General features: G+C 69.9%; 10 protein-coding genes. 5 read left to right on the forward strand and 5 right to left on the reverse strand.

Annotated elements, in window-relative coordinates; all coding sequences use genetic code 11:
* Positions 1 to 7: 7 nt before the first annotated feature.
* The 4 genes from V6U82_RS10135 (at position 8) to adhE (ending at position 5,136) form a co-directional block, all read left to right on the forward strand.
* The gene (locus V6U82_RS10135; RefSeq protein ID WP_334460672.1) at positions 8 to 778 is read left to right on the forward strand and encodes an ABC transporter permease; all 771 of its coding nucleotides are present in this window, start codon (positions 8 to 10) and stop codon (positions 776 to 778) included.
* On the forward strand, positions 775 to 1,590 hold the full coding sequence (locus V6U82_RS10140) for an ABC transporter permease (protein ID WP_128136052.1): 816 nt from the start codon (positions 775 to 777) through the stop codon (positions 1,588 to 1,590). The genes V6U82_RS10135 and V6U82_RS10140 overlap by 4 nt, the downstream gene beginning before the upstream one ends.
* Positions 1,583 to 2,395 carry an ABC transporter ATP-binding protein gene (locus V6U82_RS10145; RefSeq protein ID WP_334460674.1) on the forward strand — a complete coding sequence of 271 codons (813 nt, stop codon included), beginning with the start codon at positions 1,583 to 1,585 and terminating at the stop codon, positions 2,393 to 2,395. The genes V6U82_RS10140 and V6U82_RS10145 overlap by 8 nt, the downstream gene beginning before the upstream one ends.
* Positions 2,396 to 2,538: 143 nt before the next feature.
* A complete protein-coding gene (gene adhE, locus V6U82_RS10150; protein ID WP_334460675.1) occupies positions 2,539 to 5,136 on the forward strand; it encodes a bifunctional acetaldehyde-CoA/alcohol dehydrogenase in 2,598 nt (865 codons plus the stop codon).
* An 89-nt stretch (positions 5,137 to 5,225) separates the two neighbouring features.
* Here the strand turns inward: adhE and V6U82_RS10155 are convergent, their stop codons facing one another.
* Positions 5,226 to 7,190, reverse strand: a complete 1,965-nt coding sequence (locus V6U82_RS10155) for a right-handed parallel beta-helix repeat-containing protein (RefSeq protein ID WP_334460676.1) — start codon at positions 7,188 to 7,190, stop codon at positions 5,226 to 5,228.
* A gap of 64 nt (positions 7,191 to 7,254) precedes the next feature.
* Positions 7,255 to 8,928, reverse strand: coding sequence for a CocE/NonD family hydrolase (locus V6U82_RS10160; RefSeq protein WP_334460677.1), 1,674 nt, complete (start codon positions 8,926 to 8,928; stop codon positions 7,255 to 7,257).
* Positions 8,929 to 9,023: 95 nt separating this feature from the next.
* On the opposite strand from V6U82_RS10160, the gene V6U82_RS10165 reads away from it, so the two are divergent.
* On the forward strand, positions 9,024 to 10,553 hold the full coding sequence (locus V6U82_RS10165; protein WP_334460678.1) for a glycoside hydrolase family 43 protein: 1,530 nt from the start codon (positions 9,024 to 9,026) through the stop codon (positions 10,551 to 10,553).
* A gap of 17 nt (positions 10,554 to 10,570) precedes the next feature.
* Here V6U82_RS10165 and V6U82_RS10170 read toward each other — a convergent pair whose 3' ends face one another.
* The 3 genes from V6U82_RS10170 to V6U82_RS10180 all read right to left on the reverse strand — a co-directional run bounded on the left by V6U82_RS10170 (position 10,571) and on the right by V6U82_RS10180 (position 13,721).
* On the reverse strand, positions 10,571 to 11,440 hold the full coding sequence (locus V6U82_RS10170; RefSeq protein WP_334460680.1) for a carbohydrate ABC transporter permease: 870 nt from the start codon (positions 11,438 to 11,440) through the stop codon (positions 10,571 to 10,573).
* Positions 11,437 to 12,390: a carbohydrate ABC transporter permease gene (locus tag V6U82_RS10175; RefSeq protein ID WP_334460723.1), complete on the reverse strand. Its 954-nt coding sequence runs from the start codon at positions 12,388 to 12,390 to the stop codon at positions 11,437 to 11,439. The genes V6U82_RS10170 and V6U82_RS10175 overlap by 4 nt, the downstream gene beginning before the upstream one ends.
* 71 nt (positions 12,391 to 12,461) lie before the next feature.
* The gene (locus V6U82_RS10180) at positions 12,462 to 13,721 is read right to left on the reverse strand and encodes an ABC transporter substrate-binding protein (RefSeq protein WP_334460681.1); all 1,260 of its coding nucleotides are present in this window, start codon (positions 13,719 to 13,721) and stop codon (positions 12,462 to 12,464) included.
* Between the last annotated feature and the right edge of the window lie 149 nt (positions 13,722 to 13,870).

Below are 13,870 nucleotides of genomic sequence, written 5' to 3' on the forward strand. Positions count from 1 at the left end.
CCGGCCGATGCGCAAGATCCTGCTGGGCGCCGCAGGCCTGCTGGGGTTCCTCGTCGTCTGGCAACTGATCCCGACCCTGGGACTGACCGACCCGCACGACCTGCCGTACGCCACCGACGTGTTCGGGTGGCTGTTCCAAGAGGTCCGCGACCTGGCGTTCTGGCGGCGGCTCCGGCTCACCATGACGTCCTGGGCGATCGGCCTGGCGCTGGCGACGCTCGCGGCGGTCGCGCTGGGGACCGTGGTCGGGATGGTGCCGTTCCTGCGTCGCGCGACGCACACGACAGTCGAGTTCCTGCGGCCGGTGCCGTCGGTCGCGCTGATCCCCCTCGCCGTGCTGATGTTCGGCCTGCAGATGCGCGCCGCACTCGTCATCATCGTCTACGCGGCGTTCTGGCAGGTGTTCGTGCAGGTGATCTACGGCGTCGCCGACGTCGACACAGTCGCCCGCGACACGGCGCGGAGTTTCGGCCTCACCCGCGCCGAGCGGCTGCGGTACCTCGTCCTTCCGACCGCTCTGCCGTACCTCATGACCGGCCTGCGCCTCGGCGCGGCTGTCGCACTCATCCTGGCCGTCACCGCGGAGATGGTGATCGGCAACCCGGGCCTCGGGCGCATGATCGAGCTGTCCCGCTCCTCCGGGGACGCGGTCGGCCTGTACGGCCTCGTCGTGGTCACCGGAATCCTCGGCCTGCTGGTGAACGTCGTGTTCCGCTTCGTCGAACGCCGCTCGCTGGCCTGGCACCAGTCGGTGCTCGCGGACGAGGCGGCCCGATGACCGCCCTCGGCGCGGGCCGGGCCCGCCCCCGCGACCTGGGCGTCAGGGTCGCCGAGAACGTCCTGTTCGCGGTCGGGCTTCCCGTCCTGACCGTAGGGCTCTGGGCCGTCTGGTCCACCCGGTCGACGAACCGGTTCCTCGTCGGCCCCCGGACGCTCCTCGACGCGTTCCGGCAGACCTGGATCGGCCCGGCCTTCGTCGACGACGTCCTGCCGAGCCTGTACCGGCTCCTGGCCGGCCTCCTCGCGTCGATCCTCCTCGGCGTCGCCGCCGGCGTCGTCATCGGCCGGCTCCGCCCGCTACGCGAGATCCTCGAACCACTGCTGGAGTTCTTCCGCGCGATTCCGCCACCCGTGCTGATCCCGGTCGCGATGCTCCTGCTCGGCATCACCGACACCATGAAGGTCGTCGTCATCGTGTCCGGCGCGATCTGGCCGATCCTGCTGAACACGATCGAAGGCGTCCGGGCGACCGACAGCGTGATGATGGAGACCGCGTACTCGTTCCGGATCTCCCGGTGGGACCGGCTGTGGCGGCTGATCCTCCCGGCGGCGAGTCCGCGCATCATGACCGGCGTACGGCAGGCGCTCTCGGTGGCCCTGATCCTCATGGTCATCTCGGAGATGTTCGCGTCGTCCGCCGGTCTCGGCTACCGGATCGCCTACTTCCAGCGGAACTACCTCATCGCCGAGATGTGGAGCGGCATCCTCCTGCTCGGTCTCATCGGCGTCGTCCTCGCCGTGGCCTTCGGTGTCGTCGAACGCCGCGTCCTGCGCTGGTACCACGGAATGAAGGAGGTGACCCGTGGCTGACGGGAGCCCCCTGCTGAGGGTCGAGCACCTGCGGAAGGTCTACACGTCCGGCCGGGGCGAGGTCGAGGCGATCGGGGATCTCAGCTTCACGATGGATCCCGGTGAACTGCTGTGCATCGTCGGTCCCTCGGGCTGCGGCAAGACCACGCTCCTGAAGTGCCTCGCCGGGCTGCTGCGGCCCACCAGCGGCCTCGTCGAGATGGAGGGGTCGCCGGTGACCGGCCCGAGCCCGGCGATGGCGGTGGTCTTCCAGGAGTACGGCCGCAGCCTCTACCCGTGGCTGACCGTCCGGGGCAACGTGGAGCTTCCGCTCCGCCACAAGAAGCTCTCCCGCGCCGAACGCGCCCGGACGGTCGCCGACGCCCTCGACGCGGTCGGGCTGCCGCAGTCGGCGCGGAGCCATCCGTGGCAGCTCTCCGGCGGAATGCAGCAGCGGGTGGCGATCGCACGCGCCATCGCGTACCAGCCGGACGTGCTGATCATGGACGAGCCGTTCGCCGCTGTGGACGCGCAGACCCGCGCGGACCTGGAGGACCTCGTCCGCGAACTGCACCTGACCCGGGGGATCTCCACCGTCTTCGTGACGCACGACATCGACGAGTCGGTGTATCTGGGCCAGCGCGTGCTCGTCCTGTCGAACTCACCGACCCGGGTGCAGGAGGACCTCGTGATCGACCTCCCGCGCGAACGCGATCAGCTCACCACCCGTGCGCTACCCCGGTTCACCGAACTGCGGACCCACGTCTACGAGCAGATCCAGCGGGCCAAGCGCGGGCCGGCCGCGGCGCCACAGCCGGCACCGTGACCGCGCCTCGCCGGTCCCGGCGACGGGTCACGTAGCCGTACGGGCGCGGGCCGGTGGTCCCGTCCTCGCGGGTCCATCGGCCATGCCCGCATCGACCGTCACGGATCTATGTTCGAGGTGACGGACCGGTGGAGGGCGGAAGCATGATCGGAACCCTGGTGGAGAACGGTCTCAAGGCGTTGGCCGGCTACGACTCCTACGGCCAGGAACAGATCGACGGGATCGTGAAGAAGGCGTCGGTGGCCGCGCTCGGCCGGCACGCCGAACTCGCGATGCTGGCGGTCGAGGAGACCGGCCGCGGCGTGTTCGAGGACAAGGCGGTGAAGAACATATTCGCCTGCGAGCACGTCACCAACCACATGGCCGACATCCGTACCGTCGGAGTGATCGCCCAGGACGACATCACGGGCATCACCCAGATCGCCGAGCCGGTGGGGGTGGTGGCCGCGGTGACGCCCGTGACGAACCCGACCTCGACCACCATCTTCAAGGCGCTGCTGGCGCTCAAGACCCGCAACCCGGTGATCTTCGCCTTCCACCCGGCGGCGCAACGCTGCAGCGCGGAGGCGGCCCGCACGGTCCGCGACGCCGCCGTCGCCGCCGGTGCGCCGGAGCACTGCATCCAGTGGATCGACGAACCGTCGGTGGCCGCGACGAATGAACTGATGCGGCATCCCGCTGTCTCGGTGGTCCTGGCGACCGGTGGCAACGCCATGGTGCGGGCCGCCTACTCCACCGGCAAACCGGCGCTCGGTGTCGGCGCCGGCAACGTCCCCGCGTACATCGAGGCGTCGGCCGACGTGGCCCGCGCCGTCAACGACGTGGTGCTGTCCAAGGCGTTCGACAACGGCATGATCTGCGCCTCCGAGCAGGCCGTCATCATCGACGACGCGATCCGGCCGGCCGCCCTCGCCGAGTTCCGGCGACTGCACGCCCACATCGCGACGCCGGAGGAGAAGTCGCTGCTGGAGAAGCTGCTCTTCGGCTCCGGGAAGCTCAACCCGGACGTGGTCGGGCAGTCGGTCACCTGGATCGCCGGACACGCCGGCTTCCCGGTCGCCCCGGACACCTCGATCATCCTCGTCCCGGTCGACCGGGTCGGCCCGGCCGAGCCGCTGACCCGGGAGAAGCTCTGCCCGGTGCTCGCCCTGCTGCCGGCCACCGGTCACGACCAGGCCTTCGGGTACGCCGAGCAGATGGTCGAGTTCGACGGCCTGGGTCACAGCGCCGTCATCCACACCCGGGACGCCGATCTGGCCGAGGCTTACGGCCGCCGGGTCAAGGCCGTCCGGATCATCTGGAACGCACCGGCCTCCCAGGGTGGCATCGGCGACATGTACAACGCCTTCCTGCCGTCGCTGACGCTGGGCTGCGGAAGCTACGGCCACAACTCGGTGTCGCACAACGTCACGGCGGTCGACCTCGTCAACATCAAGCGGGTGGCCCGGCGTACGAACAACCTGCAGTGGTTCAAGGTTCCGCCGAAGATCTACTTCGAGCCGAACGCGATCCGCTACCTCGCCGACATGCCCGACGTGCACCGGGTCACCGTGGTGACCGACCACACCATGACCAGACTGGGGTACGTCGACCGCGTGCTGTCCGTGCTGCACCGCCGCCGCGAACAGGTGGCCCTGCAGATCATCGACGACGTCGAGCCGGAGCCCAGCGTGCGCACCGTCGACCGCGGCGCCGAGTCGATGCGTTCGTTCCGCCCGGACACCATCATCGCGCTCGGCGGGGGTTCGGCGATGGACGCCGCCAAGGTGATGTGGCTGCGCTACGAGCACCCCGAGGTGGTCTTCGCCGATCTGCGGGAGAAGTTCTTCGACATCCGCAAGCGGGCCTTCAAGTTCCCCACCCTCGGCGCGCTGGCCCAGCTCGTCTGCATCCCGACCACCTCCGGGACCGGAGCCGAGGTCACCCCGTTCGCGGTCATCACCGACACCGCGTCCGGCAAGAAGTACCCGCTCGCCGACTACGCCCTCACACCGAGCGTGGCGATCGTCGACCCGGTCCTGGCCGCCGACCTGCCGGCGGTGGTCACCGCGGACAGCGGCTTCGACGCGCTCACCCACGCGATCGAGTCGTACGTGTCCGTGTACGCCAACGACTTCACCGACGGGCTGGCCCTGCACGCCGTCCGGCTCATCTTCGGCAACCTCGCCCGGGCCGTGCACCGGGGAGCCGCGGACCCGGTGGCCCGCGAGAAGATGCACAACGCCGGGACGATCGCCGGCATGGCGTTCGGCAGCGCCTTCCTCGGCATCGTGCACGCCATGTCGCACACCCTGGGTGCCACCTTCCACGTCGCACACGGGCGCACCAACGCGATCCTGCTCCCGCACGTCATCAGGTACAACGGCACCGTGCCGAGCAAGCTCACCGGCTGGCCCAAGTACGAGACCTACCGGGCTCCGCAACGCTTCGCCGACATCGCCCGCACCCTCGGACTGCCCGCGGCGACCGACGCCGAAGCGGTCGAGGCCCTGGCCACGGCGATCGAGCGCCTGCGCGACGAGGTCGGCATCGAGCCGTCGTTCGCGGCGGTCGGCGTGGACGAGCGGGCCTTCCTCGCGGCGCTGCCGCAACAGGCGCTGAACGCGTACGAGGACCAGTGCGCGCCGGCCAACCCGCGGATGCCGATGCTCGGCGACATGCAGGAACTGATGCGCGCCGCGTACTACGGATCCGCGACCGGGAGCCACGGCAGCCGAGGTGAACGGGACGCTGCCCGGTGACGGGTTCCGCGCCGGTCCGGACGTCGTGTCCACCCGGGCGGTCAACCTGCCGCAGGCGGCAGGTTGACCGCACCGTCGAGCGGCCGTCGTCAGAAGACGCGCGTACGGCGCACCCCTGACACCAGGCCCGCGACGGGGCCGACGGCGCCGTCCCGTCCGGGTTGCCGGGGTACGCCCGTGAGGTCGAGGTCCATGACGGCGGGCCTGCCGTCCGCCTCCTCGAACTCCGCGTCGGCGCACCGGACCCGTTCCAGGTCCCGGCCGCTGATCAGACCGACACGGGCCTCGTCGAACGCCTCGGGAAGATCGGTGACGAGCCAGACCGCGTCGCCCTCGACGACGACCGTCGCTATAGCGGCGCCCAGCACCCGTGGCTCACGCTCACCCTCGAACGGCCGGGCGCCGGCGGCGTAGACGTTCGCGCGGGCGTACACCGGTTGTCTCACGTCGACGTACTTCTGCTGGTCGCTGGGCGGCTGGTCGGCGAGACGGGCCAGGTACTCGGCGAACGACGCGGGATGGCCGTCGTATCCGGCGGTGCCGGTCACCGGTGGTCCCTCGCCCTCCGCGCCCGCCCCGTAGGCCGCGCCCGGGTCGCCGCCCACGAAGAGGTTCCCCACGTACCTGTCGTCACCGCCGTAGATCACCGCATACCCGGCCACCTGGGTGCTGTGCGGCCGGTGATACGGCGTGGCGCGGTCCAGCACCGGCTCCAGCCGCACCGTGCCACAGATCAGGTTGCAGACGAAGGCACCTCCCTGGCTGAACAGCTCCAGCGCGGCGGGCGAGCCGAAGATGTTGTGCTCGACCAGGTACGGGCCGTGGCTCACCTCGACGAAGAGGTCCCGGCAGTTGTCGTGATAGACGTTGCGGGAGAGCCGCGTGCCCTGCGCCTGCCAGTCCAGCCAGGTGCCGAGCGAGCAGTCGTGGATCCGGTTGTGCCGGATCACCACGTCGATGGCGGCGTGCAGCTTGATGCCGGCGATCTCGTACCCGTAGAACTCGCGCTTCACGCCGATGCGGTGGATGTGGTTGTCCTCGATCGTGGAGAACGCGCATCCGAGGTGACCGACTATCGCGTTCTGGCCGCAGTCGTAGATCGTGTTGCGGCGGATCACGTGGGAGCCGATGTGCTCCCGGTCCCACCCGATCTGGCGGGCCGCGAAGACCGACTCCACCTGGTACTGGTAGCCCGGCTTGTCACCGCGCAGAGCCGAGAAGTTCTGCCCGGTCGACCCCTCCTTCCCGATCGAGATCGCCGCGCACTTGGCGTCATGGATCACGTTGTCCTCGATGACCCACCCCTTCGCCCAGCCGGGCCCGATCAGCCCCGGCTGGTCGGCGGTCGGCGGCGCCCACGGGCTGGCCGCGTGCGCCAGCTCGAAGCCACGCACGGTGATGTAGTCCAGGTGCGGATGTTCCGGGTAGAAGACGCTGCGGCGTACGTTGATCTCCACCAGCTCCGTGTTCGGGTCGGCGCCCTGGAAGTTGGCCCAGATCGTCGTCCGCTCACCGGCCTCGGCGTACCAGACGAGCCGGGTCTGGTCGGGATCGCCGACCGGACGGGACAGGCTGGTCCAGTCGTCGACGACCTCCGTACGCCGGGGCGGATCGTCGACCTCCGCCCGGCTCGCCACCTCGAAGAAGCTCAGGCCGTTGAGGTAGACGTCGCCGAGGTGCCTGCGCGGCGCATCCCTGCCGTACACGATCCAGTCGCCTGCCACCTCCTCGGCGAACGGGTTGAACGAGCCGAACAGCGAGTTGTCGACGACCGCCCGCCATACCGTCCCGCCGAGCGGCTCCCAGCCGGTGACGCGTTCCGATCCCTTGATCACCACGTGCTCGCCGGGCGCCGCCTCGTAGGTGATGCGGCGGGAGTCGCCGAGACCGCCACGGCGCGGCTTGACCCACTCGCGGTACTCCCCCGCGTGCACCAGCACCGTGTCACCGGGCTGCGCGACGCCGGCCGCCCGGTTGATCGTCCGGAAGGGCCGCTCGGCGCTGCCGTCGGCGCGATCCGAACCGCTTGTCGCCACGTGGAATACGGATGTCATCCGGGAGCCCTCCTCGACGGGTCTTGCGTTACATGTGCATTCCTGCTGCCGCGTTCGCGCCCGTTCACGTCCACACCGGCAGGTCGATCCGGGACGGGTGGGCGCCCTCGTGGGAGATCTCCTGCCGCGCCCGTACCGTGGTGGTCGCGGTGGCGGCAGGTTCGCCGGTGCCGGGATTGCGGGCGTAGCGCGGATGCGCTCCGGAGCTGACCTGCACGGCGACGCGGTGGCCGGCGGCGAAGCGGTGGAACGCCGGCCACAGTGGCACGTCCAGCTCGACGTAACCGTCCCCGTCGGGCCGCGGGTCGGTCGCCGCGGTGCCGACGCCGCCGATGCGCCGGATGCCGTCGCACACGGTCATCGAGCGGCCGTCGGGGTGCACGTCGCAGATCCGGACGAACACGTCCGCGCTGGCTGCCGTCGAACGGAACCGGACGCGGGCGATCGGCTCCCCGGCGAGGACGACGGCGTGGTCCAGCAGTCGGCTGCGGAAGACCGCCACGTCCGTACGGCGTTCGTGGGCGCTGTTGTCGACCGGACCGGGAGCCGGGCCCAGGCCGGGACCACCGAGTGCGGGTGTGGGCCGGTCCGGGTCGTAGGTGTAGCGGGTGCTGCCACCGTCGGGAGCGGCCGGGTCGAGCAGCCCGTACGGATGCAGGTACCACCGCTGCGCGGCGGTGCCCGGCGGCGGCCACGCGGGCAGGTCACGCCACTGCTGCGCACCGGTGAGGAAGGCGCGCACGGGCGCCGGCCGGGCCGCCGGCGTACCGGCGAAGTGTTCCTTGAGGAACGCGACCGACTCGGCGAGGAACGGGCTCTGCTCGCTGCTGTGGCCCCACGGGCCGATGGTGAGCCGCGGCGGGCGACCGGCCGCGGCGAGCTGGGCGTAGTTGCGCAGCTGCCAGGGCAGGAAGATGTCGTACCAGCCGGTGGCCATGTACACCGGTGCGGTGACGTCGGGCACGGACGCGGTGTGCGACTGCCGGGTCCAGTAGTCGTCGGTGAGCCGCTCGTGGGCCAGCCATTCCTGGTACCAGCCGATCGGGTGGCCCGCCACCGCCGTGTCGCCGCGGGACAGGGGCAGGACGTCGAAGGCTTCGGCCAGCTTCCGGTCCGGCCGCCGCGCGAGCCGCGCCCGGACCAGGGCGCCACGCATGCCCCGCAGGGCCATCAGACGCGACCAGCCGAGCGAGCCGCCCAGCGAGAAGGCGCCGTTGTTCCAGGTGACCGCGCCGAAGTCGGCCATCGTGACGTTCAGGCACAGGGCGTCGGGGGCGTTACCGGGATCGTCCCGGCACATCCGTCCCGCCACGGCCCACTGGGTGTAGCCGAGGTAGCTCTCCCCGTACGTCGCGACGGTGCCGGTGAACCACTGCTGTCGGCGTACCCACCGGTGGGTGGCCATGCCGTCGTGCTGCTCGTCGAGCTGCGGCCGAAAGCTGCCACCGGAGCCGCCCGTACCGCGGCAGCTCTGCACCAGGACCGTGAACCCCTCGCCGGCCAGCGCCGGCGCGTGGGTGAGCGAGCCGTGCCGGCCGTACGGCGAGCGGACGACCACAGTGGGCAACGGCGGGTGCACCGGACCGGCCGGCAGGTAGAGGTCGGCGATCAGTTCGACGCCGTCGTCCATCGGCACGCGCAGCCCGCGCCGCACGGTGAAGGCGTACGGAGGCTCCGTGGCCGCGTGGCGACGGGTGCGGCGGAGCCGCCCGGACAGTCGGCGGCGGAGGCTCCTCATCCCTCATCCTTGGTTCTGCTGTTCATGCCGGGCCGGCTGTGCGGATGCGCGCCCTGCCACCGGCCGGTGCCGTGCCCGTACGAGAAGGAGCGGAAATGGAACCGAAGCCCGCGGACGGTGGCTACCGCAACCCGATCCTCCCGGGCTTCTGGCCCGATCCGAGCATCTGCCGTGCCGGCGACGACTACTACCTCGTGTGTTCGAGCTTCGAGTACTCGCCCGGTGTTCCGATCTTCCACAGTCGCGACCTGTTCCGCTGGCGCCAGATCGGCAACGTGCTCGACCGCCCCGGTCAACTCCGGTTGCCCGCCGACACACTCGCCTCGCGGGGCATCTACGCGCCGACGATCCGCTACCACGACGACCGGTTCTGGGTCGTCACGACGAACGTCACGCTCGGCCGGCACCTGATCGTCACGGCGACCGATCCGGCCGGACCGTGGTCGGATCCGGTCTATCTGGACCTGCCCCATGTGGACCCGTCGCCGGCGTGGGACGACGACGGCAACTGCTGGATGACGGTGTCCGGGGTCGAGTCGTACCGGATCGACCCGCGTACCGGAGAGGTCTTCGAAGGCCCGGTGCCGATGTGGTCGGGAACGGGCGGCCAGTATCCCGAGGCGCCGCATCTGTACCGGGTCGGCGACTGGTGGTACCTGCTCGTCTCGGAGGGTGGCACCCACACCGGCCACGCGGTGAGCGTCGCCCGCGCGCGCTCGCCGCGCGGGCCGTTCCAGCCCGGGCCGGCCAATCCGATCCTGACGCATCGCGGCACCGACCGGCCGGTGCAGGCGACCGGGCACGCCGACATGGTCGAGGCCGCCGACGGCAGCTGGTGGATGGTCCTGCTGGGCATCCGGCCGAGGGGCCAGTGGCCGCCCTACCACGTGCTGGGGCGGGAGACGTTCCTGGTGCCGGTGCGCTGGGTCGACGGGTGGCCGGTGGTCGATCCCGTCTCGTGCGGGACCGGCGCGGCGGGGACCAGACGGTGGGACGACCGGGACGACTTCGACGACGAGCGGCTGGGGGCACAGTGGATCTCTCCCCGGGACCGGCCCGCCTCGGCGTGGTCGCTGACCGACCGGCCCGGCTGGCTGACCCTGCACGCGACCGGCGACAGCCTCGACCGCAGTGGCGCCACCGTCGTCGGCCGCCGTCAGCAGCACCACGACTGCCGGGTCGATGCCCGCGTCGATCCCGGCTCCGGCCGCGCCGGCCTGACGATCAGGATCGACGAGGCCCACCACTACGACCTGGAACTCGCGCGGGGACGGGCTCGGGTCGTCGGCCGGGTCGGGCCGTTCCGTCAGGTGTTCGGGGAGTGTCCCGTGCCGGCCGGGGCGGTGACCGTGGCACTGAGCACCCGGACCGCCGACGTGCTGCCCCCGACCGTCACCTCGTCCGGCGACCTGGCGCAGGCGGGCCTCGTGGGCGTCACGGCTGCCGGCAGCGACACGATCCGGTTCGAGGTCGAGACCGGCGACGGCTGGTCGTCCCTGGCCGAACTCGACGGGCGCTACCTGTCCACCGAGGTCGCCTCCGGGTTCACCGGCCGGGTCATCGGCATGTACGTCACCGAGGGAACCGCCGCATTCGACTGGTTCGACTACCGGCCGGCCGGATGACAGACCGGCACGGTACCTCACCCCTTGAACGCGCCTTCCATGATTCCCTGCACCAGACGGCGTCCGACGAAGACGAACAGCACCAGCAGCGGAATGGTGGCCAGGAAGGAGCCGGACATCGCCAGGCCCAGATCGATGTCCCGGTTCTGCTGCAGCGCCTTGATGGCGATCTGGACGGTGTAGTTCTCCGGCGACTTCAGGACGATGAACGGCCACAGGAAGTCGTTCCACGCGTAGACGAACGTGAACAGCCCCAGCACGTACGCCGCCGGCCGGACCAGCGGGAAGGCTATCCGCCAGAAGATCTGCCAGGTGGTCGCTCCGTCCACCCGCGCCGCCTGCATCAGCTCGTCGTCGATGGTGCTGCCGATGTGCTGGCGCATCCAGAAGATGCCGAACGCGCTGACCAGCCCGGGAACGATCACCGCCTGGAGGCTGTCCACCCAGTTCAACTCCGACATGATCAGGTACTGCGGCACCACCGCCAACTGCGCCGGCACCGTCATGGTCAGCACGACGATGAGGAACAGCGTGTTGCGGCCCGGGAAGGACAGCTTGGCGAAGGCGAAGCCGGCCAACGCGCAGAGCACCGCCTGGCCCACCGCGATCGTGCCGGCGACGATGACGCTGTTCAGCAGGGACTGCACGAACGGCACGATGGTGAAGACCAGCTCCGCCAGGTGCAGGAAGTTGCCGCCGGGCGTGAGGGTCGGGGGGAGAGTCGTCGCGGTGGCGGAGTCCGTCGTCGCCACCACGAACATCCAGTAGAGCGGGAAGACGCTGACGAGCGCCATGAGGGTGAGCAGCGCGTACACCGGGATCGGGACGCGGTTGGCCTGGCGCCGCCTGGCCCGCCCGGGCGCGGCGGTCGGGGGTACGGGCTTCATGGGCGCTCCGAACGGATTCGGGTGGTCAGCAGATAGTTGAGTCCGGAGAAGGCCACCACGATGACGAAGAGCGCGACGCCGACCGCCGCGCCGTAGCCGAAGTGGAACTGCCCGAAGGACTGCTCGTAGAGGTAGAGGGTGACGGTCTGGCACTGCCGTGCCGCCCCGCACGTGAGTCCGCCGACCGGGTTGGCCAGCAGCGGCTCGGTGAAGACCTGCAGCCCGCCGATGGTCGACGTCACGACGGTGAACGCGATGATCGGCCGTAGCGAGGGGATGCTGATGTGCAGGAACTGTCTCCAGCCGTTCGCACCGTCGGCGGCGGCGGCCTCGTACAGTTCCCGGGGAACCGCCTGGAGCGCGGCGAGGTACAGCAGTGTGTTGTATCCGGTCCAGCGCCAGGCGATCATCGTGGCGATCATGATGTGGCTGCCCCACAGCGACGCCGTGAAGTCGATGTGGTCGAAGCCCAGCAACCCGAGGAACCAGTTGATCATGCCGTAGTCCCGGTCGAACATCTGGGCGAAGACGATCGTCGTGGCCGCCACCGACGTGACGTAGGGAACGAGCACCGACATCCGGAACAACGCGGCCAGCCGCAGCCGCGCGTGGTTGAGCAGGTGGGCCAGGCCGAGCGCCAGGAGCAACTGCGGCACGGTCGACAGCACCCAGATGCTGAACGTGTTCCGCAGCGCCCCCCAGAAGCGCGGGTCGTCCAGGAGTTCGGCGAAGTTGTCCAGCCCCACGAAGCGGTGCTCGCCGATGGGATCCCAGTCGAACAGCGAGATGTAGAAGGTGAACAGCAGCGGGAAGAGGCCGAAGATCAGGAAGAGCACGAAGAACGGCGAGATGTACGCGTACGGCGCCAGGAACTCCCGTACGCCCTGCTGGATCCGCCGGTTGCGAGCGGGCCTGCGGACGTCCGGTGGGACCGGGGCCGGGCCGAGCATGGTGGTCAAAGCGTCACCCTCCCGATGCGCGGCGGCCGGGCGGTACCCGGCCGCCGCGCATCAGCCCTCCGTCATTCCCGTACGGCGTTCTTGACGTTTGTCAGCGCGGTGTTCCAGGCGTTGGCCGGGGCCACCTTGCCCTGCTCGACGCTGGTGAGCGTGTTGAGGAACTCGGTGCCGATGGGGCCGTCCTGCGGACCGAAGTAGAAGGGCTTGATCCCCAGCACCGACTGGGTGTAGATCTTGCCGATCGGCGCGTTGCTGAAGAACGGGTCGGTCTTCCCCACCAACTGCGGGTCGGTGTAGACCGACGGGGTGGTGGGCAGCGACCCCTGCATCAGGAAGTGGTCGAGCTGGCCCTTCGGCGACTGCATCTCGGAGATGTAGTTCCACGCCGCCTTCGCGTTCTTGGCGCGCTTGGGGATGGCGAGGAAGCTGCCGCCCCAGTTCCCCGAGCCACCGGGAATGGTGGCGATGTCCCACTTGCCGTTCGTCTCGGGAGCGTTCGTCTTCATCTGGCTGAGCATCCAGGACGGTGAGCACACCACCGCGTAGTCGCCCTTCTTCATGGCCGCGGTCCAGCCGGACGAGAACGACCCCTGCTTGGCGGAGATGCCCGCGTCGAAGGCCTTCAGCGTCACGTCGAAGGCCGCCTTGACCTGCTCGTTGTCGTAGTCCAGCTTGCGGTCGGCGCTGTAGTAACGCTGACTGCCCTGGTTGACCGCCTGGAAGAAGACGCTGGTCGGCGTGTTGTCCACGAACGGCTTCCCGGTCTTCTGGACGTACTGCTTACCGACGTTGATGAACTCGTCCCACGTCGGCCAGAGCTTGGCGACCTCGTCCCGGTCGGTGGGCAGGCCGGCCGCCTTGAACAGATCGGTACGGTAGGCCACCGCCAAGCCGCCGACGTCGGTCGGCACGCCGATGATCTTCCCGTCCTCGGTCGTCGACTGCGCCATCACCCAGTCGAGGTAGTTGCCCTTGATGTCGTTCGCGCCCAGCGTGGTGAGGTCGACGAAGTTGTCCGGGGACTGCATGAACTTCGGCAGGTCGTCGGCCTGGATCAGCACCAGGTCGGGCACCTTGCCACCGGCCAGCGCGGCGGTGAGCGCCTGCGCGGTCTCGGTCGTGGTGCCCACCTCGGTGAGCTTGACGCGCACATCCGGGTGCGCCTTGGTGTAGACGTCGACGTCGGCCTTCTGGTTGATGTTGGCGAACGACCAGAACTCGAACGTCTTCGAGTCGGACTTGCCGTCTGATCCGCCACACCCGGCGAGGAGGAGCGCGACGGCGGCCATGACGGCTGTGGTGGTGGTCCGGACGCGTTTCAACGGCCCTCCATCGGTGTGATCGTGAGCGGCGGTGGTGGGGTGGCGGGTTCCCGCCGGCGCGGGCGCGCAGGCAGAAGCTGACGAGTGGCCTCACCGACGGGTCAGTCGTTGTCCCGTCCTCGGTAAGCGCGTCGCCTCCGAAACTTATC

Source organism: Micromonospora sp. CPCC 205554 (assembly GCF_036902745.1).
In the GTDB taxonomy this organism is placed as follows: domain Bacteria; phylum Actinomycetota; class Actinomycetes; order Mycobacteriales; family Micromonosporaceae; genus Micromonospora; species Micromonospora tulbaghiae.